The organism is Enterobacter sp. LM3, from assembly GCF_046622475.1.
Taxonomy (GTDB): domain Bacteria; phylum Pseudomonadota; class Gammaproteobacteria; order Enterobacterales; family Enterobacteriaceae; genus Enterobacter; species Enterobacter cloacae_P.
In genome coordinates this window covers 107544-129581 of record NZ_JBJURN010000008.1, presented here as the reverse complement: position 1 = coordinate 129581, position 22038 = coordinate 107544, and the positions used below count along the sequence as shown (strand labels likewise).

Sequence of the window (22038 nt, the reverse complement as noted above, 5' to 3'; positions counted from 1 at the left end):
CTTTCCAGCGTATGTAGCCTGACGAAGGTAATGATGACCAGCAGTCGCAGGTCATCCAACAGGATTAAAAACGCCTCATGGCTGACGTTTAGCAATGATAAACAGCCGTGGAAAAGCCAGCAGTATCTGCCCGTTTTCCTGGAGCGGATACTGCTCTTCCAGCAGTTCATGGTAACGCTTCAGAAAATGTTTCTGTTCGCTCTCGTTGAGTTCCTGTAACCACGGACGCAGACCGGTGGCACTGACCCAGTCAATAATGGCCTGATGCGAACTCATTTTGTGAAAATAGGTGGTCCGCCAGATATCCACATCGCAGCCCGCATCCGTAAGAATATCGTAATACGCATGCACCCCAGGCAGAGGTTCGCGGCCGCGATCGGGATAACCTTGTTCATAGGCGACTTCACGCATGGCGATGTGCGTGGGTTCGAGCCAGTTATCGGGCATCTGTATCGCCAGCACGCCGTTTAAGTGGAGCAAAGAAACGAGGTGTGGCAGGAGATCGTAATGGTCAGGAACCCATTGTAGCGACGCGTTGGCGTAAATCAGGCTGAGCGGTTGAGCAGGTTTGTACCGCCGAATGTCTGCCTCGACAAAGTGACAGTCTGGAAAGGTGCGACGTGCTTCTTCGAGCATCGCCGGCGAGTTATCCACGCCAGTAATGTGTGCCGAAGGCCAGCGATGCTTTAACAGTGCGGTACTGTTTCCTGGCCCGCAACCTAAATCAACCAGAGATGACACCTCATCCAGTGAAATCCGGGCGAGCAGTTCAGCGGCAGGGCGCGTACGTTCGGCAGCATATTGAAGGTAAAGAGAAGGATCCCAGTCAGCCATTTTGCCTCTCCATTTTGCATTATTCAGCAAGAATAGCACAGCCAGACACCTGCGCAGTGGCAGGCATCTGAAGTTGTGAAGGTTACAGAATTCCTTTCAGAGCAATATGGTAAAGCAGCATGATGGTCTTACCGTCGACTATCTTACCAGTTTCAATTCCCCGTAATGCTTCTGCCAGCGGTAACTCCAGCACCTGAATATCTTCACCTTCGGCTTTGATGCCTCCTCCGTTACCCGACCGATCCTGCGGATGGTACTCAGCGATATAAAAATAGAGTTTTTCCGTGACGGAGCCAGGGCTCATATAGGCTTCAAAAACCTTTTGAACGCAGGTGACCTTAAAACCAGTTTCTTCTTCTGCTTCCGCTTTAATACGGCTTTCCGGATCCATGTTATCGAGCAGTCCGGCTGCGGCTTCGATCAGATCGTCTTCATGGCCATTGATAAAAACAGGGAAGCGGAACTGGCGAGTGAGGATCACCGTTTTTTGGTCGCGGTTATAGAGCAGAATGGTTGCCCCGTTACCCCGATCATAAACTTCACGGCTCTGTCGCTGCCATTCACCATCACTGCGTTGCTGGTCGAAGGTATATTTTTTGAGGATGTACCAGTTATCAGACAGTGTTTCATTCGCGATAATGCGTATATCTGCACGTTTTGATTGCACGTTTGTTCCTCCTTTCGTAGAGTAACTATCATAAGCAGCAATATCGTGCATATTCAAGATAAAACATGCAATATCAGGAATACATCATGCTCACCAGCCAGCGAAAGCAGTTAATCCTCGAAAAATTACAGGCAGAAGGTCAGGTTCAGTCGAAAGCGCTCAGCATGCTTTTCACGGTTTCTGAGGATACGATCCGTCGTGACTTACGTGAGCTGGCGGCAGAAGGGCGTTTACAACGTGTACACGGTGGCGCGCTGCCGTCATCTTCGGCGATTGCACCGTTTGCAGAACGGCAGTCTCTGAAAATGGATGCGAAAAAAAGGGTCGCTCGTAAAGGCGCACAGCTTATTTCTCCGGGCCAGGTGGTGATCATTGATGGAGGGACAACCACATCGGAACTGATTACGTTCTTACCCTCTGACCTGAATATTACCGTGGTGACGCACAGCCCGGGTATCGCGCTGGGGTTGGTTAATCATCCTGCCATTGAGGTTATCCTCATTGGTGGGCGTTTATACAAACATTCGATTGTGACGGTTGGTGCGGCGGCCATTGAAGGCATTGGTAATATTCATGCGGATCTCTTTTTCATGGGGGTCACAGGGATCCACCCGGATACCGGACTTACCACCGGTGATTTTGAAGAAGCGTGCATCAAACGCGCATTTTCCGGCAGAGCCGCAGAGACCGTAGTTCTTGCTTCACCGGAAAAAATTAATTCGGCATCATCGTTTGTGATTGGTGATTTGTCGCTGGTTAATACCATTGTTGTGGAAGACGATACCGATAAAGCCTGGATAAACGCGATAACGGGAAAGGGGGTGTCGGTGGTGATGTAAGCCTACCCGTTTTAGTTCCACGCACTGTTGAGATGTGACGTATGATGCCAGGATGTCGGTATGTACGGCGAGGGTGGGGCGGTTCACCAACATCACCTGACTCAACTTGATAGATGCAACCTGAATACGGAGCACCAGATGGTCACTACACACGTTTTTATCGCGGCCAGTCTTGATGGCTACATCGCCCGGCAGGATGGAGATATCGACTGGCTGTTGCAGCGCGATGACCCGGCAGAAGATCACGGTTAAGCAGAGTTCATCGCGGACAAAGATTGGATCGTTATGGGCCGGGGAAGCTATGAGAAGGTGCTGACCTTTGCTGAGTGGCCTTATGACCTGCCCGTGCTGGTGCTCTCCCGGCAGCTAACCGATCCCCCCGTGCCCGAGGCGCTTAAGGGAAAAGTGCAGTTCTCCCGCCGCGCACCAAAGGAGGTGATTGAGGATCTGGCGGCACAAAACGTACATCGCGTCTATATCGATGGCGGCCAGTTGATACAGTCGTTCCTGCGTGAGGGGCTGGTCGCTGATATCGTTATCACTACCGTTCCTGTCCTGCTCGGTTCAGGAAAACCGCTGTTCGGAAACCTGCTCCAGGATGTCGATTTGACGTTATTATCAAGCCGCAGCTTCCCTTCGGGCCTGGTGCAGTCGCACTATCGGGTGATGTCATAAACAGACATCCAGAGGATGCTAATTTCCGGTCAAAGCTTCTTTCCGAATTGACTGTCACACACTGATATCTGGACGTTTTTTGGATCAACAACCTTACCGCATGCGGTAACAAAGGCGCTACGCAGCACTTCTCCACTTTCTTTATCAGATAAAACAATATGAGGTGTGTCGTGCAGTATATTTTTATGTCCCCACTCCATCATAGAGATAAGAATTGGGGCAAGACTACGACCTTTTGCTGTAAGAACATACTCATACCGTTCACGTGTACCTTCTTCCTGATAGGGGATTTTACAAAGCAGACCAAGTTAAAATTACCCAGAGTAAGAGAGAAGGGGAATATCAGGTGTGGCGACGCAGCCGTTCGTGCAACATCAATGCGGCGGATGGCTGGAGTGTAAAAAAACCTTACCGCCCGGCAGGAAGGCGATAAGGTCAGGCAAAAAGTGGCATAAACATGAAGAGAGCGAGAAAAGATACCTGAAAAGAGGGCGATGAAACTCTCAGTCAAATGGCTTTACAGGACGTAACGAACACCAAATACAAATTCATTGTTGACCAGACGGCCGCGCAGATTTTCATCCTGCAGACCACGGGCGTTAACAAAGGTGTTACGACCACTTTCAATATTGCCCATATCGACATAGCGATAAGTGGCGTACAGCGTCAGGTCGTCAATCACTTCATAAGAGGTGCCTGCACCCACAGAGTACGTAAAGTTGGTTTGCGTATTACCGGCGAACTCACGGCTGTCATTACCCTGCCAGCCACCCACTTTCACTTTCGCCACACCGGCACCCGCGGTTGCGTACAGGGCGAATTTATCGGTAATCATAAAGTCACGATAAACGTTGAGCATTGCTCGTTCAGAATCAACCTTCATGTGGTTGAAACTGGTCGCAAAAGTGGAAGAGCCGCTGGTGAATTCCGTCTTTTCTTTAAAAACGTATTCAGCTTCGGTACGCCAGTTATTGCCGAACTGATAGCCGACAGCCACGGAACCGTTCTGCTTGTGCTCTTTTTCATCCCCGGGCACAAAAGAACCGATCCCCGGGCGTTCGCTCAGATTCATGCTCTTTGCCTTCTGATGGGTATCAATCAGGTTCAGGGCACCGTAATAGCCTTCTTTAGCGTTTTCAGCCGCCAGTAATGGACTGGAAGCGCACAGTGAAATCACAGAGGCGAATAAAACACGTGGTGTTACTTTCATAATAAGGTCCTTTTTTATTTTCCCAATAAATTGTGAATCGCTTTACTTATTGCAGTTTTTTAATGGCATCGAGTGCACAGGCTTCATCAATATCACCGCTCGGAGCGCCACCAATGCCAATGGCACCGATAGTGGTGTTATTTTCTTTAACCGGTACGCCGCCGGCTAATAATAAGAAGCCAGGAATATCGCCGAGATTTTTCGCTGCCGGATACTTGTTCGAGTTTTCCAGAAGCTGGCTCGTGGCCACACCGCTGGAGGCAGAGGTGAATGCTTTCTGGTAGCTGGCGGTCAGGGTATGTGGGCCGGCGTTATCCATACGCTGTACCGCGCGGGTGACACCTGCAGCATCAACAACCGTTACGCTGACATTGTACCCTTTAGCACTGCACGATTTAACGGCTTCACTGGCCAGTACAGAAGCCTGTTCCAGAGACAAGGTGGACTGCGTCAGCGATTTGGCGTGAGCGGTCATCGTTAATGCCGTGAGCACAGGCAAAATAAGAAATCTTTTTTTCACAAGGAATACCTTTTAATTAACAGGGGTAAATAATAAAAATAAAATGCCCATGAGGTTGACCAGCAAGAGCATCAGGATAAGAAAACGTATTTCTGTTGTGGTGGTTTCAAATGAATTATTTAACATGGCAACCTTCTTTATTTTAAAAGCGCTGCCATGGTGACAACGGGGTTACTATATAAATTTCATGGTAGTGAAATACATGAGGGCAGGATGATAGGCTTGTAAGGGAAGGACTATAGGCTTGTAGTCCTTGTCGGTGAAAAATGCCGTGCTGGCTCAGGAGCCGGTTGGTACCCGCGTGAGGGGCTACCGTGTTGTGGTGTACACCGAAATCGCCTGATTCAGCGCCGCCAGGGTGGTCAGCAGAGTCTGGAGGCGAGGCAGAATTTCAGCCTCAACGGGAAGCGTCACCGTTTTGCATGCGTTTTCAAGGACGCGACACTGTTGTGCTAGCGTATGTGCGCCAATGATATCGGCGGCACCGGCCAGGCGATGTAAGCGATGCGCCAGCGCTGCCCACTTGCCCTGGCACGCCAGCGGGAGGCAAGACTGCATGTCGCGTTGGTTTTCATCTCGAGTGGTGTTAAGCAGGGTGAATAATAAGGGGGGATTGTGGCTGGTTAATGACTGCAGGGTATCCAGATTGATGAACCGGGCAAGACCCTCCGGGTGAGCGAGAACCGGGGATTTGTCCTTTTGGGATAGCCGTTGTAGACCTGCCTCCAGCTGCTTCAGGTGGAGTGGTTTGAAAAGGCAGTCGTCCATCCCGGCGGCAATACAACGGCGATGTTCTTCGGGCTGAGCATTCGCGGTGAGACCAAGAATAATTAACGGTTGTTGCTGCCGTTCTCGTAACAACCGGGTGAGGGTCAGTCCGTCCATCACTGGCATCTGACAATCGGTTATGAGCAGGTCAAAATGCTGTTCGCTACAGCGTTCAAGGGCTTGTTCACCGTTTTCCGCCTCGACAACCTCATGTCCCAGTCGGGTCAACTGCTGTCGTAGCAGGAGTCGGTTTGCCGGGTGATCGTCTACAGTCAGTATGCGCAGTGGGTGAATCGGCGTCATGTTACCCTTTTAGGTCGGATGTTGGCTCAGTCTATTTTGTTGCGTTGGGCGAAATTATAGATGTCTATCGACGTCCGGAGATCGAGCTTTTTCATCATACGGCGTTTATAGGTACTGACGGTTTTATCGCTGACCATCATTTTTACGGCAATCTCGATAACTTTATGCCCTTTTGTCAGAAAGTGCAGAACCTGCAGTTCCTTTTCAGACAGGCTGGCGATTTTATCTTTGTCGTCCAGAGGAATATCGCCAGCGGCGTTCTGGCGGGCGCGGTTAATGGGGAAAAAACCGTAGCCACTTTTGATAGCGCGGATAGCGTCATGAAGTTCCGACAGATTATTGCGCTTGCTGATGAAGCCATCGGCACCTGCTCCGGCACAGCGCTTAATATAATGGTCGTCATCCTTTCCCGTCAGAAACAGGATCCCACCTTTAAAGTCATTCGCACGTAGTCGCTGGACAACATTAATCCCATTGATTGAGGGAATATCGATATCGACGATAACCAGATCCGGAAGTAACTGGCGTACCTGCTGTACGGCCTTCAGGCCATCATCCGTTTCGCCGATCACCGTCATCCCGTCTTTTTCCAACAACATTCTCACCGCCAGACGGGCAACCGGGTGGTCGTCCACGATTAATACGCTATTCATTTTATCATCCTGTTTTAATGGGCTATGCCTCTTTGCGGCGTCACTTTCAAAAACCGCTCACTGTCTCTCCTTTCTGCTATCGTCGTGAGGTGCGTGGTCGATAGTCAGATTGTCGGGACGTTTTTTGCTCAATACAGATAATTACGTTTTGCCAGATCCACCAGTTCAGTTAATTTGGAAATTTTAAATTTCGCCATGATTCGCTTTTTATAGGCGCTGACTCTTTTATTATTTATGTTCATCATCGCAGCAATGACCTGATTGCTGTAGCCAGCAGATATGTAGTGCAAGATACAGATGTCAGTATGGGATAACGATAATAAAAATGAGGCGTCTCGCGGGTATTTCTTTCGATGCACTTTCAGTTCATTGCCGTAACAGAACTGGCCAGACACGACCTTATCGATAGTGCTGACAATGTTGTCCAGCGCACTGCTTTTATTGAGATAGCCCGCCGCACCGGCCTTTTTACTCAGTTGAATGTGAAAATCACTGGATGATGAGGATAAAATCAATACCTGTGTAACAGGGATGTTTTGTATTAACTGAGCCAGAGATGAAAAGACGTCTGGCTGTTGTTGCAGATGCTCCATAATGACCAGGTCGACATTGAACAATGAAATATTGTCCATCAATTCTTCCATTGTGCCAAACTGCGCGACAACCTGATGGCCTTGTTCTGATAATAAGCCCTGGAGTCCAGCGCGAAGCAGTGGGCTGGAGTCCATGACAATGACTTTTTTGCCTGACATTCCTGATTGTCCTGATTCGGGTAAGGAAAAATTTATTTTCCATCTCGTCAACGCAAATTGGGCTAAGACTTGTCTTTAACTGAAATTTTATTTCCCCCCCATCATTGCAACCCTGTCTGGCCCGCCAGATAGCGGGCCATTCCTTTTATTACTTCTCCTGACAAGCTTATCCAGACCGTTTGCGACAGGTCTTATTAAGCCACAGACGGTCAGACCGGAAGATAGCGTCAGCCAGGGAAAGTATCCCGTATGGAAGTGCGTCTGGCGCGTTGCGCAGACACAGATCGATTATTTACACGAGAATTTAGCGAATGAATCTCAAACCAGTAAATATTGCAGTCGTTGATAAAGACACGATTGTCAAAGCTGACGTTCTGCGCAGTGAAAAAATTGGCAGTGCAGTCAAAATTAAAGCCATCCCTAACGCGAAGTACATTCTTGCGGAAGGCGAGAACGGCGTTGCGCCAGAAAACATTACCCTGAAACGTGTCGGTAAAGACCTGTTCATCATGCTGGAAGGCACCGATGAAGATCAGCCTCAGCTGATTATTGAAGATTATTTCGATAATCCCGGTGAACTGGTGGGTAAAGGTGAAGACGGCCAGTGGCACGAATACATCGCCACTGATGGTGATGACGATCATGAAGCTGCTTTCCTGCTGGACGGTGAATCCTCAGCCCATGCGCTGGGCGCTGGCGCTATTGCCAGTCTTGACGGTCTGGCGGTTGCGGGCACCGCGTTTTCTCCTGCCTTGCTGGCTCTGGGGGCGTTAGCCGCTATTGGCGCGGCGATTGGTATTGGGGCCATTGTTCGTCATAACCGTGGTGGAAAAGAGGGTGGCAATGACGACGATGGCGTGGTCACGCCAGCGCCTGTTCAGACGCCTGAACTGAAAAATGTACACGACGACTTTGGTAGCAAAACCGGCACGATCCCGCAAAACGGCGTGACCGATGACACCACGCCAACCTTCAGCGGTATTGGCCACCCTGGCGATACCGTTGAATTTTGGGAAAACGGCATCAAGTTGGGCGAAACCCGCGTAGATAGCGAGGGTAACTGGACGTGGACGCCAGAAAACCCGCTGTCTCAGGGCGATCACAGTATCGTGCTGATCGGCAAAGGTGCCGATGGCCGCACCAGTACGCCGGGCGATCCGTTTGATTTCACCATTGCACCCGATGCACCGGGCAAACCTGTTATTGGTGACGTGGAAGATGACGTTGGTCCTGTTACGGGTCCTATTCATAACGGTGACACCACCGATGACGCCCAGCCTGTGTTTCGTGGCGAAGGCGCTAACCCGGGCGATACCGTTGAACTGATTGTCGACGATGAAGTTGTGGGCACCGCTATCGTCGGCGAAGACGGCAACTGGGAAGTGACCCCGGAAAACCCGCTGCCGGAAGGTTCCCATGAAGGGAAGGTCGTTATTCGCGATCCTGAGGGCAACGCCAGCGAACCGTCCGATCCAATCGAGTTTATCGTCGACCTGACGCCGCCAGAAAAGCCGGTGATTGGCGAGGTAGAAGATGACGTCGGCCCGATTGTTGGCCCAATTCACAATGGTGACACCACCGATGACACCCTGCCTGTTTTCCGCGGCGAAGGTGCTGAGCCGGGCGACACCGTTGAACTGATTATCGACGATAAGGTCGTGGGTACGGCGATCGTGGGTGACGACGGAAAATGGGAAGTAACCCCGGAAAACCCACTGGCAGAAGGCAAGCATGAAGCCGTCGTGGTGATCACCGACCCTGCGGGCAACGCCAGCGAGCCGTCCGATCCTGTCGAGTTTATTGTCGACCTGACGCCGCCAGAAAAGCCGGTGATTGGTGAGGTAGAAGATGACGTCGACCCGATCGTTGGCCCAATTCACAACGGTGACACCACCGATGACACCCAGCCTGTTTTCCGTGGCGAAGGCGCTGTGCCGGGTGAAACCGTTGAGCTGATTATTGACGACGAAGTCGTGGGTACCGCAATCGTAGGTGACGACGGGAAATGGGAAGTAACCCCGGAAAACCCTCTGGCGGAAGGCGAACATGAAGCGGTCGTGGTGATCACCGATCCGGCGGGCAACGCCAGTGAACCGTCCGATCCGATTGGCTTTATTGTCGACACCACGCCTCCGGCCAAACCGACCATCGATACCGTGTTCGATGATGTGGGCGGCAAAACCGGCAACCTGACGCCAGGTGAGATCACGGATGACAGCACCCCGACCTTTAGCGGGACCGCTGAAGAGAACAGTCTGGTGTACATCGTGGTGAACGGCAACGTGGTGGATTCCGTACGCGCAACGGAAAGCGGTACCTGGACCTGGGAACCGTCTCCGGCGCTGGCTAACGGCTCGTATAACGTCAGCGTTATTGCTGAGGATAAGGCAGGCCTGCGTTCTGAACCGTCCGACAGTTTCGACTTTAGCGTGCAGTCCGGTGGTGTGCCAACGGCTCCGGCGATCACTGATGTTATCGACGACGTCGAGTCGCATACCGGCACTGTACAGCATAACGGCGTCACTAACGACGATAAGCCGACCATCACCGGGACCGGTCAGGATGGCACCACCGTTTATCTGTACGACGGCGCGAACCCGAATCCGATCGGCAGCGCGGTGGTGACTGGCGGACGCTGGACCATCGACTTTGATACCCCACTGCCGCAGGGCGAGCACCGCTTCCGTGCTGTCGCGGAAAATGCCACCGGCAACCGCAGCCCGGAGACGGGTGAGTGGGTTATTAACATTGATTCCGTTGCACCAGGTCAGGCGACTGACATTGAGCTGTGGGATGACTTCGGTACGCCGGGGATCATCGCCGATAACGATACCACCGATGACAACACCCCAACCTATCGCGGGAAGGGTGAAGCAGGCGGTACGGCGATTATCGATCTGGGTGATGGCACCACCGTACGCGTACCGATTGATGGCAGCGGTAACTGGAGCTACACCCCGGCCCCTGCGCTGGCAGATGGCGACTACACCTGGAAAGTGTCGATTGAAGACAAAGCGGGTAACGTCGGCCCGGCGTCTGACCCGATCCACTTCACCGTGGACACCAGCGGTAACGGCATCTCCATCAGCCACGTTGTGGATGATGAAGGTAGCGTTCAGGGCAATCTGGCCAGCGGCAGCCACACCGATGACACGACCCCAACGGTTGTGGGCCGCGCGACGCCTGGCTCCATCGTGAAAGTGTACGTTGACGGCAAGCTGGTTGACAGCGTGATTGCCGACCCGACCACGGGTCAATGGCAGTACACCCTCAACCCGGCGCTGTCCGCTGATGGCACGTATCAGATCACCGCGACCGAAAATACCGGTACGGGTGATAGCGCACCAACGCCCCCGTTTGAACTGACGCTGGATACCCGCGTACCGACCGGCTCGCTGGATGGCGTGACGGATGACGTGGGCCTGGTTCAGGGCGACCTGGCGAACCCGGATGTCACGGACGATACCACCCCGACCCTGCACGGTACCGGTGTGGCGGGTGATGCCGTGTTTATTTACGACGGCACGACCCTGATTGACTCCGTCACCGTAGGCCCTGGCGGCACCTGGAACTACACGCTGCCGCCACAAAATAACGGTACCGAGCTGGAGATGAACGTGGTGTTCCAGAGCCCGACAGGCGTAAGAAGCGCGCCGGGTGATTCATGGAAAATCACCATTGATACCGAAGCGCCAACGGCCAGTGCAGTTGCTGACAACCTGAGTAAAGACTCCGGCGTAAGCGATGCGGATTTCATCACCAATAACAGTGGTCCTGGCAGCGTGATCACCGGTCATCTCTCGCCTGCGCTGGAAGCGGGTGAAAAGGTCTATGTCTCCGTTGATGGAGGTAAAACCTGGCAGGAAGCGATCGTCGATGGCGATAAGTGGGCCTATGTGGACTCGCAAGGCCACAGCGCCGACTGGACCATTCTGACCCGCGTGGTGGATGCGGCAGGTAACTACACCGAATCATCACAAAAGGTGGTGGTGGATCAGGTTGCGCCAGATGAACCAACCGATGTGGTTCGTAGCGGTAACGATGTCACCGTGACGTTGCCTGGCAGCAATGTCGCGGCAGGGGACACGGTAGTGGTGAAGGTGGGTGATGTCTCTGTGACGCACACGCTGACCGCAGCTGATATCACAAACGGCAACGTGACGGTTAGCCTGCCGCCTGGCGGTTATACCGATATCCCTGTCGGGGCAGCCATTGTTGATGCGGCGGGTAACAGCTCGAATTACCGCACCAGCGATTTCACCAGCACCAACAACTTTGAGTCGGCTGACGAGTTCACAGCGATCGATGCGGGTCAGTGGGTACACGGGATGCGTTTCTCCCACTCACCGGCGAGCGGAACCAATGATTACCAGTTTGCCAATCAGATATTTGGCGGCAGCAACAGTCTGTATTTGCATGGTACCGAGCAAGATCTGGGAATGAGCGGCAGCATGTTTGTTGATTTCCAGTACGGTGCCAGCGACATCAAATTCGACTTTAACCCGAACTTTGCGGGTAACTCGACGGTGGTGAATTTCTACGACATTAACGGCGAGCTGATTGGTTCTGTGCCTGTTGATGATTTTGCCAACAACCGTAATTTCCCGGTCGCGTTCTCCAGCCCGGATAACCCGGTTTACCGCATGGAAATCCATCACGAGGAGTTCCCGACGGCACGCGGCTTTGGTTTCAGCATCGATAACCTGGTCGTGGGCGGCACGGGCAAAACGGTGACCCCGGGTGACTACCTGGCGGATAACCAGGGCGATGTCTGGTACGGCGATGCGGCAGATAACGTCTACCAGGTGACGGATGTCACCAGCCTGAGCTCGGCCATTATTCAGGGCGGTGAAGGTCTGGATACCCTGAAATTACTGGGCTCGGATCAGCACCTCGATCTGAGCACGCTGGGGAACAAGATCCAGTCAATGGAAGTGATCGACATCACGGGGACGGGTGATAACACCCTGACATTAAATGCCGGTGATGTCCTGGAAAACGCGTCTCAGAACCTGTTCCACGATAACGGGCTCAACCAGATGATGGTGAAAGGGGATGCGGGTGACCAGGTCAACCTGAGTGACCTGTTACCAAACGACATAGACCCGGGCAACTGGACGAATGGTGGCACGGTGAACGTTGGCGGAGTGGAGTATCAGTCCTTCCAGATGGATAGCCTGAATACCGAAATACTCGTTCAGATGGGAGTCACGGTCACGCTACAGAATCACTAATTATCCCCATGAAGTACGAGGCTCCCTGAGGGGGAGCCTCCTTAAAAAACGGTTTTATACCAGAAAACATGACCAGGGCTTTACCTGAACAGTTAAGTAGACCCATTTGGAAACGATTATGAAAAAGACAACTGTTACAAATATGCACACTGAACCTAACGCAATGGCAATGATGGATGTGACGGCGACGCTGCCGCCGCTGCCTTCCGACGTCCTGCTGTGGGCTGACTTCCAGTTTGAACGTGAAATTGCCAATGGCCGCACCACGATTGATAACACCCCAACCTTTAGCGGTAAGGGCGAACCGGGCATGGTGGCGGTAATTGATCTTGGCGGCGGTCAAAGCGTGCGTGTACCGGTGAACGCGAGTGGTTCGTGGACCTGGACGCCTGCGCCTGCACTGGCAGATGGTCGCTACACCTGGTCTGTTGCGCTGGAAAATGCGGCGGGTGAGCGTGGCCCATCGACTGCACCTGTCACGTTTAACGTGGATACCGTGGGTAACGGCGTGTCGTTTAGCCACGCGGAAGATAACACCGGGCCGCTGACCAACCCGCTGGCCAGCGGCAGCAGCACCGATGATGTAAACCCGGTGATGGTCGGGACGGCAACGCCTGGCTCTCTGGTGACTTTGTACGTTGACGGCGTCGCCGTTGGCTCTCAAACCGCCGATCCTGTGACGGGGCAGTGGTCTATTGAGATCAATCCTGCGCTGGAATCCGGTAAAACCTACAGTATTACGGCGAGTGAATATAACGGCCCAGGCGATAACCCGCCGGATGCGGGTCCGTTCCTGCTGACCATCGATACCGTTGTCCCAACGGGGACGTTCGATCGCGTATCGGATGACGTTGGCCGCTATCAGGGCGATCTGCCAAACCCGGCAGTGACCGATGACACCACACCAACCCTGCACGGTACTGGCCGTCCCGGGGATATCGTCTTCGTGCGTAACGGTAGCGACATTATCGGCTCTGTATCCGTGGGAGCTGACGGCAGCTGGGAATATACCCTGCCTGAGCAGACGAACGGTACCGCGCTGGATGTGAGCGTGGTCTTCCGTGGCCCGACTGGCGTTGAAAGCGCGCCAACCGACCCGTGGAAACTGGTGATTGATACCGAAGCACCAAACAAACCGATTATCGGCGACGTTGACGATGACGTCGGCCCGATTACTGGCCCAATTCATAACGGTGATATCACCGATGATACCCAGCCGGTATTCCGTGGCGAAGGCGCTGTGCCGGGTGAAACCGTTGAACTGATCATCGACGACGAAGTTGTGGGTACCGCAATCGTAGGTGAAGACGGCAAATGGGAAGTGACACCAGAAAACCCACTGGCGGAAGGTGAGCACGAAGCGGTCGTCGTCATCACCGATCCGGCGGGCAACGCCAGCGAACCGTCCGACCCGATCGATTTTATCGTCGACACTACGCCTCCGGCAAAACCGACTATCGACACCGTATTTGACGACGCGGGTCAGCAGACCGGTTACCTCAAAAACGGCGACATTACTGACGACAGCACCCCGACGTTTGCAGGTTCTGCCGAAAAGAACAGCCTGGTCTACATCATTGTTAATGGTGTGCAGGTCGATTCTGTGCGCGCCACCGATGCAGGCACCTGGACCTGGACGCCACCGCTGGGGCTGGCGAACGGTCACTATGACGTGAAAGTGATCGCGGAAGACAAGGCTGGCCTGCGTTCCGAGCCATCTGATGAATTCGCCTTTGACCTGCTGGCGGGCGGTATTCCGACGGCTCCGGCGATCACCGATGTGATTGACGACGTTGAATCGCACGTGGGCACCGTACAGAACGGCGGTATCACCAACGACGATCGTCCAACCATCACCGGTACTGCGCAGAATGGCACTGTTGTTTATCTGTACGACGGCGCGAACCCGAATCCGATCGGCAGCGCGGTGGTAACTGGTGGACGCTGGACCATTGATTTTGACACCCCGCTGGCTCAGGGCGAACACCGCTTCCGTGCAGTTGCGGAAGACGTAACCGGCAACCGCAGCCCGGAAACCGGCGAGTGGGTCATTAACATTGATTCCGTCGCACCTGGTCAGGCAACCGACATTGAGCTGTGGGACGATTTCGGTACCCCTGGGTTTATTCGTAACGACGACACCACCGATGACAACACCCCAACCTACCGTGGTAAGGGGGAAGCAGGCGGTACGGCGATTATCGATCTGGGTGATGGTACCACCGTGCGCGTACCTGTCGATGGCAGCGGTAACTGGAGCTATACCCCAGCCCCTGCGCTGGCAGACGGCGACTACACCTGGAAAGTCTCTATTGAAGACAAAGCGGGCAACGTCGGCCCGGCGTCTGACCCGATCCACTTCATCGTGGATACCAGCGCTAACGGCGTATCCATCAGCCACGTTGTGGATGATGAAGGCGCGATCACCGGCAATCTGGGCAGCGGCAGCCACACTGATGACACGACCCCAACGGTTGTGGGCCACGCGACGCCTGGCGCGCTGGTGAAAGTGTATGTCGATGGTAAATATGTTGATAGCGTACGTGCTGATGCCGTCACCGGTAACTGGCAACTGACGATCACCCCGGCACTGAGTGCAGACGGTACCTACAAGATCACCGCGACGGAAGATCCGGGTACGGGCGAAAGCGCGCCGACGCCTCCGTTTGAGCTGACGCTGGATACCAGCATCCCAACAGGTTCTCTGGATCGTGTTGTTGATGATGTGGGCCTGGTTCAGGGTGACCTGGCGAATCCGGCGGTGACCGATGACACCACGCCGACGCTGCATGGTACAGGACGTGCGGGTGATACCGTGTTGATTTACGACGGCACCACGCTCGTGAATTCTGTCACCGTAGGCAATGACGGTACCTGGAACTACACGCTGCCACCGCAAAACAACGGCGCAGAGCTGTCTCTGAGTGCGGTATTCCAGAGCCCGACCGGGGTGAAAAGCGCACCAACCGCGCCGTGGGATCTGACGATTGATACCCAGGCACCAACCGCGCCAACGATTGTCGGCATGTATGACGATGCGGGTACGCTGATTGCTGACGGGGGGCGTTCACGCGACACAACACCGGAATTACGCGGCACGGCTGAGAAAAACAGCCTGGTGACAATTTATGAGCCGGGCAACAAGGTGCCAGTCGGTTCCGTGTATGCCGATCCAAGCGGTAACTGGACGTGGACATCGCCTGCGCTGACGGATGCGAAGCACGACTTCTACGTAACGTCACAGGATGCGGCGGGTAACGTTTCCGGCCAGTCCAACCACTATGGTCTGGAAGTTGATACCCAGGCTGCTGCCCCGGTCATTCTGGGCGCATACGATGACGTGGAAGGCGGCATCTATAAAGGCCTGGTTCCGGACGGTGGGTTGAGCAACGATGGCAATATGCAACTGCGCGGAACCGCAGAGCCGAACAGCATCGTTTACATCTACAACGCGTACAACAACGCGGTGCTGGATACGGTGAAAACCGATGCCAACGGTAACTGGACCTGGGATCGTGCGGTTGCTGACACCGCAGCGGGTCGTCCGCATATGTTCTACACCATTGCGAAAGACGACCTGGGTAACGTTTCAGGTAAGTCTGCGACTTATTCGATCAACGTGGATACCGTCAACGCGGCCCCGGTGATCCTCGGTTCTTACGATGATGTTCAGGGCGGTGTTTATAACGGTCTGGTGGGTAACGGCGGTGTAACGAACGATCGCACGCTGGATTTACGTGGCACAGCCGAAGCAGGTAGCGTGGTGTATATCACCAACCCGGCGAATGGCGGCGTGTACGGTTCGGTGACGGCGGGCGCGGATGGCAAGTGGTCTTATCCGCTCACGACCAACTACAACCAGACGTACAACTTCCAGGCGTACTCCATTGATAAGGCCGGAAACCGTTCGGTGAACTCCACGAACTTCGCGATTACGATTGATACGGTGAATAACGCCCCTGTGATTTCGGGTGCTTATGACAACGTAGCGGGTGGTATATACAACGGTCTGGTAGGTAATGGTGGTTTGACCAACGACCGTACACCTGAGTTACGCGGTACAGCGGAAGCGGGCAGTGTGGTGTATATCATCAACCCGGCGAACGGTGGGGTTTATGGTTCGGTGACAGCAGGGACGAATGGCGCATGGTCCTTTTCCGTGACGACCAACTATAACCAGCTGTACAACTTCCAGGCTTACTCCATTGATAAAGCCGGAAATCGTTCTGTGAACTCCTCGAACTTTGGGATCACGATTGATGGCACCAATGCGGCACCAGTGATTACCAGCGTGATGGATGGCGTCGGTACGGTAACGGGCAACGTGGCTAATGCCGGTTCAACGGATGACAACACGCCAACGCTGAACGGTACAGCCGAAGCGGGCAGCACGGTGTATATCGCGGTGAACGGTTCATCGTACAGTGTGACTGCTGCCGCAAATGGTAACTGGAGCTTCACGCCACCAGCGCTGCCGTTGGGGAACCACACATTTAGCGTGTTCTCTATCGATAAGGCGGGTAATAAGAGCACGGGCGTTTCACGTAGCCTGACCGTGGTGTCACCGAAAGTGACCGAAGACTTTGAATGGGCGGTTGGTCAGCAGGTTGGGTTGAAGATGGGTACACCGTTGGCATCCGGGCTGGTGATTAGCTGTTCCTACGGCGGTTATGCCTATCAGCCGATTGTGGGTGGCGGTCACCATGCGTTGATGCGTGCAGACAGAACCGCACCTGTTCGTCTGACCTGGGGCTCCGGGAAGTATGTTGGCTCGGTTGAAATGGACCTGGTGACGCCTGCGGTGAATATTGCTTTTGCCCCAATCACTGTCGTGTATTACGACAAGAGCGGTGCAGTATTATCGACCCAGACATACACCAGTGCGCGCCATATCTCCTATACCGCACCTGCGGGGAAAGAGATTGCCGCTGTTGATATGTATACCGGAACGCGTGGCGGCACCCTTGCCTTTGACAACGTGAGCTGGACGCCAAAATCGAGCGGCGTCATGGGCATGATGAGCATGGGTGAGGATGTACACGACGACAGCAATACCATTGCGTCGCTGGACAGCCACCAGGAAACGCACAGCGTACTGGACAAAAATACGCTGACGCTGACGGACAATGAGAAGCCGCTGGACTTCAGCAAACTGGTCACCAAAACCGATGTGGTTAACCAGATCGATATGGTGAATGGCAAAGCTGATACCCTGAATATCGGGCTTAACGATGTTCTGACTCACGCGAAAACCAACCTGTTTGTGGACGATGGTTCAAAACAGCTGCTGGTGAAAGGTGAGAAGGGCGATGTACTGAACCTGAACGATCTGCTGCCTGACAACAGCGATCCGGGCAACTGGACCAACGCCGGTAACGTGAAGGTATCGGGCGTCGAATATCAGGTGTTCCACATGGAAAGCCAGGACGTAGAACTGCTGGTGCAGGCTGGCGTGACCGTCAACGTGAATAATCACTAACTTAAACTTTTCCAGGCCTCCTTTCGGGGAGGCCTCTGGAGGATTTATGACTTTTTTCAAGACCTCTCTGTTTGCGGCGCTGTTTACCTCCTCCGCATTTTTCATGCACTCTGCCACCGCTGCGGAGAATTTTGGCAAAGCGTATCAGCCTGTTGCGCCCGTCGGTCAGACGCAGGCACAAATTGTTTATTACCGTGACGCCAGCAACACTGTGGGCGGTGCGGCACATGTTTATGTCGATAATGAGTTCCATGACGCACTGTTGCCAGGAGGGTATACCGTTTTCTGCCTGGCACCTGGCAAGCATAATCTGGGCGCGTACCAGAATGATGCGCCGGAATATCGCGGTAAAGAGCAGGGCTACAATGTTGAGATGAGCGGCGGGCAGACCTATTTCGTGCGCGTCAACCACACCATGAATGCGGTGCCAGAAGCCCGCACGCGTGAACAGGCGGAAAAAGATCTCGCTGGTCTGCGCGAACAGATCCACGTGCTGTCCCGCGCCTCCAGCGTAGAAGCTTGTAAAAACCTGCCTGCACCTCAGTTCAAAGATTACACCTTATCTGGTGACGTCATGTTCCGCTTTGGCCAGTCCAGTGAGAAGGGTGTTTCCGCACAGGGTCGCCAGGCGGTAAAAGATCTGGTGGCAACGATTAAGCGTGAAAACGTCGAGCTGAAACAGATTCAGGTTATCGGCCACACCGATGCTATCGGTAGCGATCGCGGCAACTACGTGCTGGGCCTGAAGCGTGCACAAACCATTCGTACCATGTTGGCTGAAAACGGCCTCCCAGCACGCCTGATGACGGCAACCAGCGTGGGTAGCAACGAGCCGGTGGTCAACGATTGCGCCGCCTCCAGCAAGAGAGAACGGGTCTCCTGCTATGCCCCGAACCGTCGTGTTGTTGTGCGTGTGAGCGGTGATCAAAACATTCCTGCTACGGCACAAAAGTAATCCTCAACGCATGCTCTGATTATGACGGAGCATGCGTTATCTCTTCCTCTTCATCTTTCCCACATTTCCTGCGTGTTTATCGTAACCACAAAAAAACCGTAACAACATGATGCTGTTACGGTTTTGAGTGGCAGATTGCCCCCCTGTAAAACAGGGGGGCTTTTTTACTGTAATTGGATCTGTATCCCTTGTTGAATCAGGACTTCCGCATCGTGGCTGTCGTTCTGGTAGACGTGATACACCACGCCTCCCACCGTGACATCCTCCTGCGCATTCCATTTTTCAACCCCGTGTTCACCCGCGATGGACTCCAGCGTCACTTTGTCGCCTTTGTCACCCTGAACCATCAACTGTTTAGTACCATCGTCCAGGAACTGGTTTTCCTGTCCCAGCGTCAGAACATCATCAATACGAATGTTTAGCTGGTTCTGACCATGACCTTTGAGCGAAACGGCGTGAAGATCCTGCGCCGCAGTGTGGGACAGTTCAGCCGCTCTGGAAAGGTCGATGCTATCGACGGTGTCTGTCAGCGCCAGGACATGTTCGACCAGGCTGAATGGCGAGTGCGTCGCTTCATCCTCGCTGAAGAGCGCGCTCACCGGTGCGCCCTGACCCCTGACCGTAAAGTTATCCAGAACAATCCATGAACCGACGCCGTTGGTGTCGGTACTGTCAGAAATCGTGATCACCACATTTCCCGAGGTGCTGGCCGTCCAGCTCCCGCCGTAAATGCCGTTAACAACCTGCACGTTATCGACGACCTTTACGCCGTCTACCGTGATGGTCAGGTAGTGTGATGGGTTATCAATAGGGATACCCGTCGTCGCCCACACTATGCTTCTGACGCTAAAGTTATAGGTATGTCCCGCCTCGACATGGAAGGTGCGCGACATAATATCGCCAGCGGTAGAGTGCCCAGCACTTCTGCCCCCGGAAAGCTGTACCTGCTGACCGTCGAACACACCGACGCCGCTCCAGGCGCTGGCAAACGTCCAGCCCTGTCCGGTGGTATCGTTAAAATCGTTCACGGTTGTCGCAACGTTGAAGACCTGCGGCGGGCTTGCTGCGCTGGTATTTCCTGCGGCATCCGTCTGTTTCGCCGTGAATTGATAATTACCCTCGCTCAGCGCCGGGCTGGGGTGCCATGTCCAGCTACCATCAGCATTTGCGGAAAACGAGGCCACTGGGGCCGTGCCGTTGTAGATCGTCACCAGCGCATGAGGTTCCACACTGCCCACGCTTCCTGTCAGGGTAGGGGTGTTATCGGTTAGGGAAAATAACGGTGCTTCTGCAACAGTGTCCAGATCGACGGTAACAGGCGCAGACCTTTCACTTTCGTTACCCGCCGGATCGGTGAAGGTGGCGTTCAGATTATGATTGCCGTCCCCGCCAATAAGATCACCGGATACGCTCCAGCTACCCTCCGCGTTAACAATGGAGGAGCCAATCAGGGTGTTGCCGTCATACAGCTTTACGATGTCTCCTGCTGCGCCATTTTTCCCGGCCATGTTCACATGATCATCGTTGCTTAACCCTTGCAGGATGAGGTCTTTCCCGACGCTGTTTTTCAGTACGTCTGGCACAGGCGCATCTGGGCTGGTGATGTCATAGTCCACAACGACAGGATCGCTTTTCGCACCCACATTACCCGCCGGATCGCGGAAGCCGACCTGCAGGTTGTGGTCACCTTCCGATGGCAGGGTTATCTCCGCACGCCAGTTGCCGCTGGCATCCACCACCGTGGAGCCAGTCAGTTTATCGCCGTCATAGAGAAGTACCGTATCACCCGGCTCACCTTTACCGCTCAGGTGCAACGGGTTGGTGTTGGTCACGCCACCAGCGGAGAGATCCCTGGCGTTGTCGTCGGTAATCTCAATAGCGCCAGGGGCATCGGGGGGAGTGATGTCGTAATCCACAGTGACAGGGTCACTTTTCGCACCCACATTACCCGCCGGATCGCGGAAGCCGACCTGCAGGTTATGATCGCCTTCCGACGGCAGGGTTATCTCTGCACGCCAGTTGCCGCTGGCATCCACCACCGTGGAGCCAGTCAGTTTATCGCCGTCATAGAGAAGTACCGTATCGCCCGGTTCACCTTTACCGCTCAGCTGTAGCGGATTGGTGTTGGTCACGCCACCAGCGGAGAGATCCTTATCGTTGCCGTCGGTAATGCTGATATTGACGGGTTTATCCGGCGGTGTCAGATCGACAGTAAAATTCAGTGAGGGGCTTTTGGCGCTCTGCTTACCTCTCGCCAGCGCTGCAAACTGAAAATCGTGTTTACCCTCTGGCAGTGCGACCTCAGGTTGCCAGTACCACTTTCCTTCGAAGTTAACCGTCGCGCTCCCGACCAGCCTGCCATTATCGTACACCTGGATCAGGCTTCCGGGGGTTCCACTGCCGTTGAGAACGGGGAGGGCATCATCTGTGCTCACACCAGGTACTAGCGCACCAGTAATGATCCCCACGTTGTCTGTCGCCTGTATATCTGAGGGAACTGCCGGTACAGGCGTGTTCTGACTACTGCTTCCTCCATTCAGTGCGGCAACAATACCCGTCAACAACCCCACCGCCGCAACGGCACCCGCGGCCATCATCCCGTGTGAAAGCTCGCTGGACGTGACGTCCGTCAGGGCCAGAGTTCCACTCTGACTGAGATGCAGTGCATCATTACCGCCTTCTTTCAGCAACAGGAAGGCTTCTTTGTCGGAGTCACTGCTCTCATAACGGTGATAACTGCCATCTTGCGCCATGCCGTACAGCATGCCCTGCTGTGTATAAAAGTCTTCAATGATAATTTCCGCAGTATCATCCTCCTCCTGCGTAAATATCATCAAATCGTCGCCATCGCGTTTTACAACAATATTTTCTGGTGCAGGTTCATTTGTGCCGCGAACCAGCAAAAATTTTCCGCCTTTAAGTGATTTTACCCGTACCGGTGCGCCCTCGGCCTGTACCGGGAGTTCCGCGATACGTACGATATTGTCGCCATCAATGACGAGTAAGTTGATTTTTGAAGTATCCATAATATGTCTCAGGTTCTGATTTGTTGCAGATATAGGCTTTTTCATCAGTAGCCATTATCAGTTGTGGGCTTCATTAATCTCCGAGACCTGTCTCGAATTACCCCCTGAGTTTCCCTTTGATTT

12 protein-coding genes and 2 pseudogenes are annotated in these 22038 nt (G+C 53.8%); 5 read left to right on the top strand and 9 right to left on the bottom strand.

What is annotated here, in order from left to right; translation table 11 throughout:
* Positions 1-75: 75 nt before the first annotated feature.
* Both tam and ACJ9N4_RS11445 read right to left on the bottom strand, forming a co-directional pair.
* Entirely contained in the window at positions 76-834 is a 759-nt protein-coding gene (gene tam / locus ACJ9N4_RS11450) for a trans-aconitate 2-methyltransferase (RefSeq protein ID WP_182918345.1), read from the bottom strand.
* Between the two features lie 82 nt (positions 835-916).
* Complete coding sequence (locus tag ACJ9N4_RS11445) at positions 917-1501, bottom strand: GDP-mannose pyrophosphatase (protein WP_182271413.1); 585 nt, start codon at positions 1499-1501, stop codon at positions 917-919.
* Between the two features lie 86 nt (positions 1502-1587).
* On the opposite strand from ACJ9N4_RS11445, the gene ACJ9N4_RS11440 reads away from it, so the two are divergent.
* Positions 1588-2340, top strand: coding sequence for a DeoR/GlpR family DNA-binding transcription regulator (locus tag ACJ9N4_RS11440; protein ID WP_182920030.1), 753 nt, complete (start codon positions 1588-1590; stop codon positions 2338-2340).
* 138 nt (positions 2341-2478) lie between these two features.
* Positions 2479-3015: pseudogene (locus ACJ9N4_RS11435) on the top strand (dihydrofolate reductase family protein).
* 29 nt (positions 3016-3044) lie between these two features.
* Here the strand turns inward: ACJ9N4_RS11435 and ACJ9N4_RS11430 are convergent.
* From ACJ9N4_RS11430 to ACJ9N4_RS11405, 6 genes and pseudogenes are all read right to left on the bottom strand, one after another.
* Positions 3045-3323 (bottom strand): annotated as a pseudogene (locus ACJ9N4_RS11430) (winged helix-turn-helix transcriptional regulator); the annotation flags it as partial.
* A gap of 209 nt (positions 3324-3532) precedes the next feature.
* Positions 3533-4225, bottom strand: a complete 693-nt coding sequence (locus ACJ9N4_RS11425) for an outer membrane protein (protein WP_196391298.1) — start codon at positions 4223-4225, stop codon at positions 3533-3535.
* A 46-nt stretch (positions 4226-4271) separates the two neighbouring features.
* Positions 4272-4745 (bottom strand): GlcG/HbpS family heme-binding protein, encoded by a 474-nt coding sequence (locus ACJ9N4_RS11420; RefSeq protein WP_196391299.1) that lies wholly within the window; start codon positions 4743-4745, stop codon positions 4272-4274.
* A gap of 309 nt (positions 4746-5054) precedes the next feature.
* Positions 5055-5816: a response regulator gene (locus ACJ9N4_RS11415; RefSeq protein ID WP_411500500.1), complete on the bottom strand. Its 762-nt coding sequence runs from the start codon at positions 5814-5816 to the stop codon at positions 5055-5057.
* A 26-nt stretch (positions 5817-5842) separates the two neighbouring features.
* Positions 5843-6469: a response regulator gene (locus ACJ9N4_RS11410; protein WP_182918349.1), complete on the bottom strand. Its 627-nt coding sequence runs from the start codon at positions 6467-6469 to the stop codon at positions 5843-5845.
* A 128-nt stretch (positions 6470-6597) separates the two neighbouring features.
* Positions 6598-7221, bottom strand: coding sequence for a response regulator transcription factor (locus tag ACJ9N4_RS11405; protein ID WP_182918350.1), 624 nt, complete (start codon positions 7219-7221; stop codon positions 6598-6600).
* 311 nt (positions 7222-7532) lie between these two features.
* On the opposite strand from ACJ9N4_RS11405, the gene ACJ9N4_RS11400 reads away from it, so the two are divergent.
* The 3 genes from ACJ9N4_RS11400 to ACJ9N4_RS11390 all read left to right on the top strand — a co-directional run bounded on the left by ACJ9N4_RS11400 (position 7533) and on the right by ACJ9N4_RS11390 (position 18889).
* Positions 7533-12455 (top strand): Ig-like domain-containing protein, encoded by a 4923-nt coding sequence (locus tag ACJ9N4_RS11400; RefSeq protein WP_411500499.1) that lies wholly within the window; start codon positions 7533-7535, stop codon positions 12453-12455.
* A gap of 118 nt (positions 12456-12573) precedes the next feature.
* Positions 12574-17934 carry an Ig-like domain-containing protein gene (locus tag ACJ9N4_RS11395; RefSeq protein ID WP_411500498.1) on the top strand — a complete coding sequence of 1787 codons (5361 nt, stop codon included), beginning with the start codon at positions 12574-12576 and terminating at the stop codon, positions 17932-17934.
* Between the two features lie 46 nt (positions 17935-17980).
* Positions 17981-18889 (top strand): OmpA family protein, encoded by a 909-nt coding sequence (locus ACJ9N4_RS11390; protein WP_182918353.1) that lies wholly within the window; start codon positions 17981-17983, stop codon positions 18887-18889.
* Positions 18890-19053: 164 nt separating this feature from the next.
* Here ACJ9N4_RS11390 and ACJ9N4_RS11385 read toward each other — a convergent pair whose 3' ends face one another.
* Positions 19054-21915: an Ig-like domain-containing protein gene (locus ACJ9N4_RS11385; RefSeq protein ID WP_411500497.1), complete on the bottom strand. Its 2862-nt coding sequence runs from the start codon at positions 21913-21915 to the stop codon at positions 19054-19056.
* Positions 21916-22038 lie beyond the last annotated feature (123 nt).

Bases quoted from the DNA above. Each gene is read 5' to 3' on its own strand.
- tam (WP_182918345.1), bottom strand. From the start codon at position 834: ATGGCTGACTGGGATCCTTCTCTTTACCTTCAATATGCTGCCGAACGT.
- ACJ9N4_RS11440 (WP_182920030.1), top strand. From the start codon at position 1,588: ATGCTCACCAGCCAGCGAAAGCAGTTAATCCTCGAAAAATTACAGGCA.
- ACJ9N4_RS11425 (WP_196391298.1), bottom strand. From the start codon at position 4,225: ATGAAAGTAACACCACGTGTTTTATTCGCCTCTGTGATTTCACTGTGC.
- ACJ9N4_RS11415 (WP_411500500.1), bottom strand. From the start codon at position 5,816: ATGACGCCGATTCACCCACTGCGCATACTGACTGTAGACGATCACCCG.
- ACJ9N4_RS11410 (WP_182918349.1), bottom strand. From the start codon at position 6,469: ATGAATAGCGTATTAATCGTGGACGACCACCCGGTTGCCCGTCTGGCG.
- ACJ9N4_RS11405 (WP_182918350.1), bottom strand. From the start codon at position 7,221: ATGTCAGGCAAAAAAGTCATTGTCATGGACTCCAGCCCACTGCTTCGC.
- ACJ9N4_RS11400 (WP_411500499.1), top strand. From the start codon at position 7,533: ATGAATCTCAAACCAGTAAATATTGCAGTCGTTGATAAAGACACGATT.
- ACJ9N4_RS11395 (WP_411500498.1), top strand. From the start codon at position 12,574: ATGAAAAAGACAACTGTTACAAATATGCACACTGAACCTAACGCAATG.
- ACJ9N4_RS11390 (WP_182918353.1), top strand. From the start codon at position 17,981: ATGACTTTTTTCAAGACCTCTCTGTTTGCGGCGCTGTTTACCTCCTCC.
- ACJ9N4_RS11385 (WP_411500497.1), bottom strand. From the start codon at position 21,915: ATGGATACTTCAAAAATCAACTTACTCGTCATTGATGGCGACAATATC.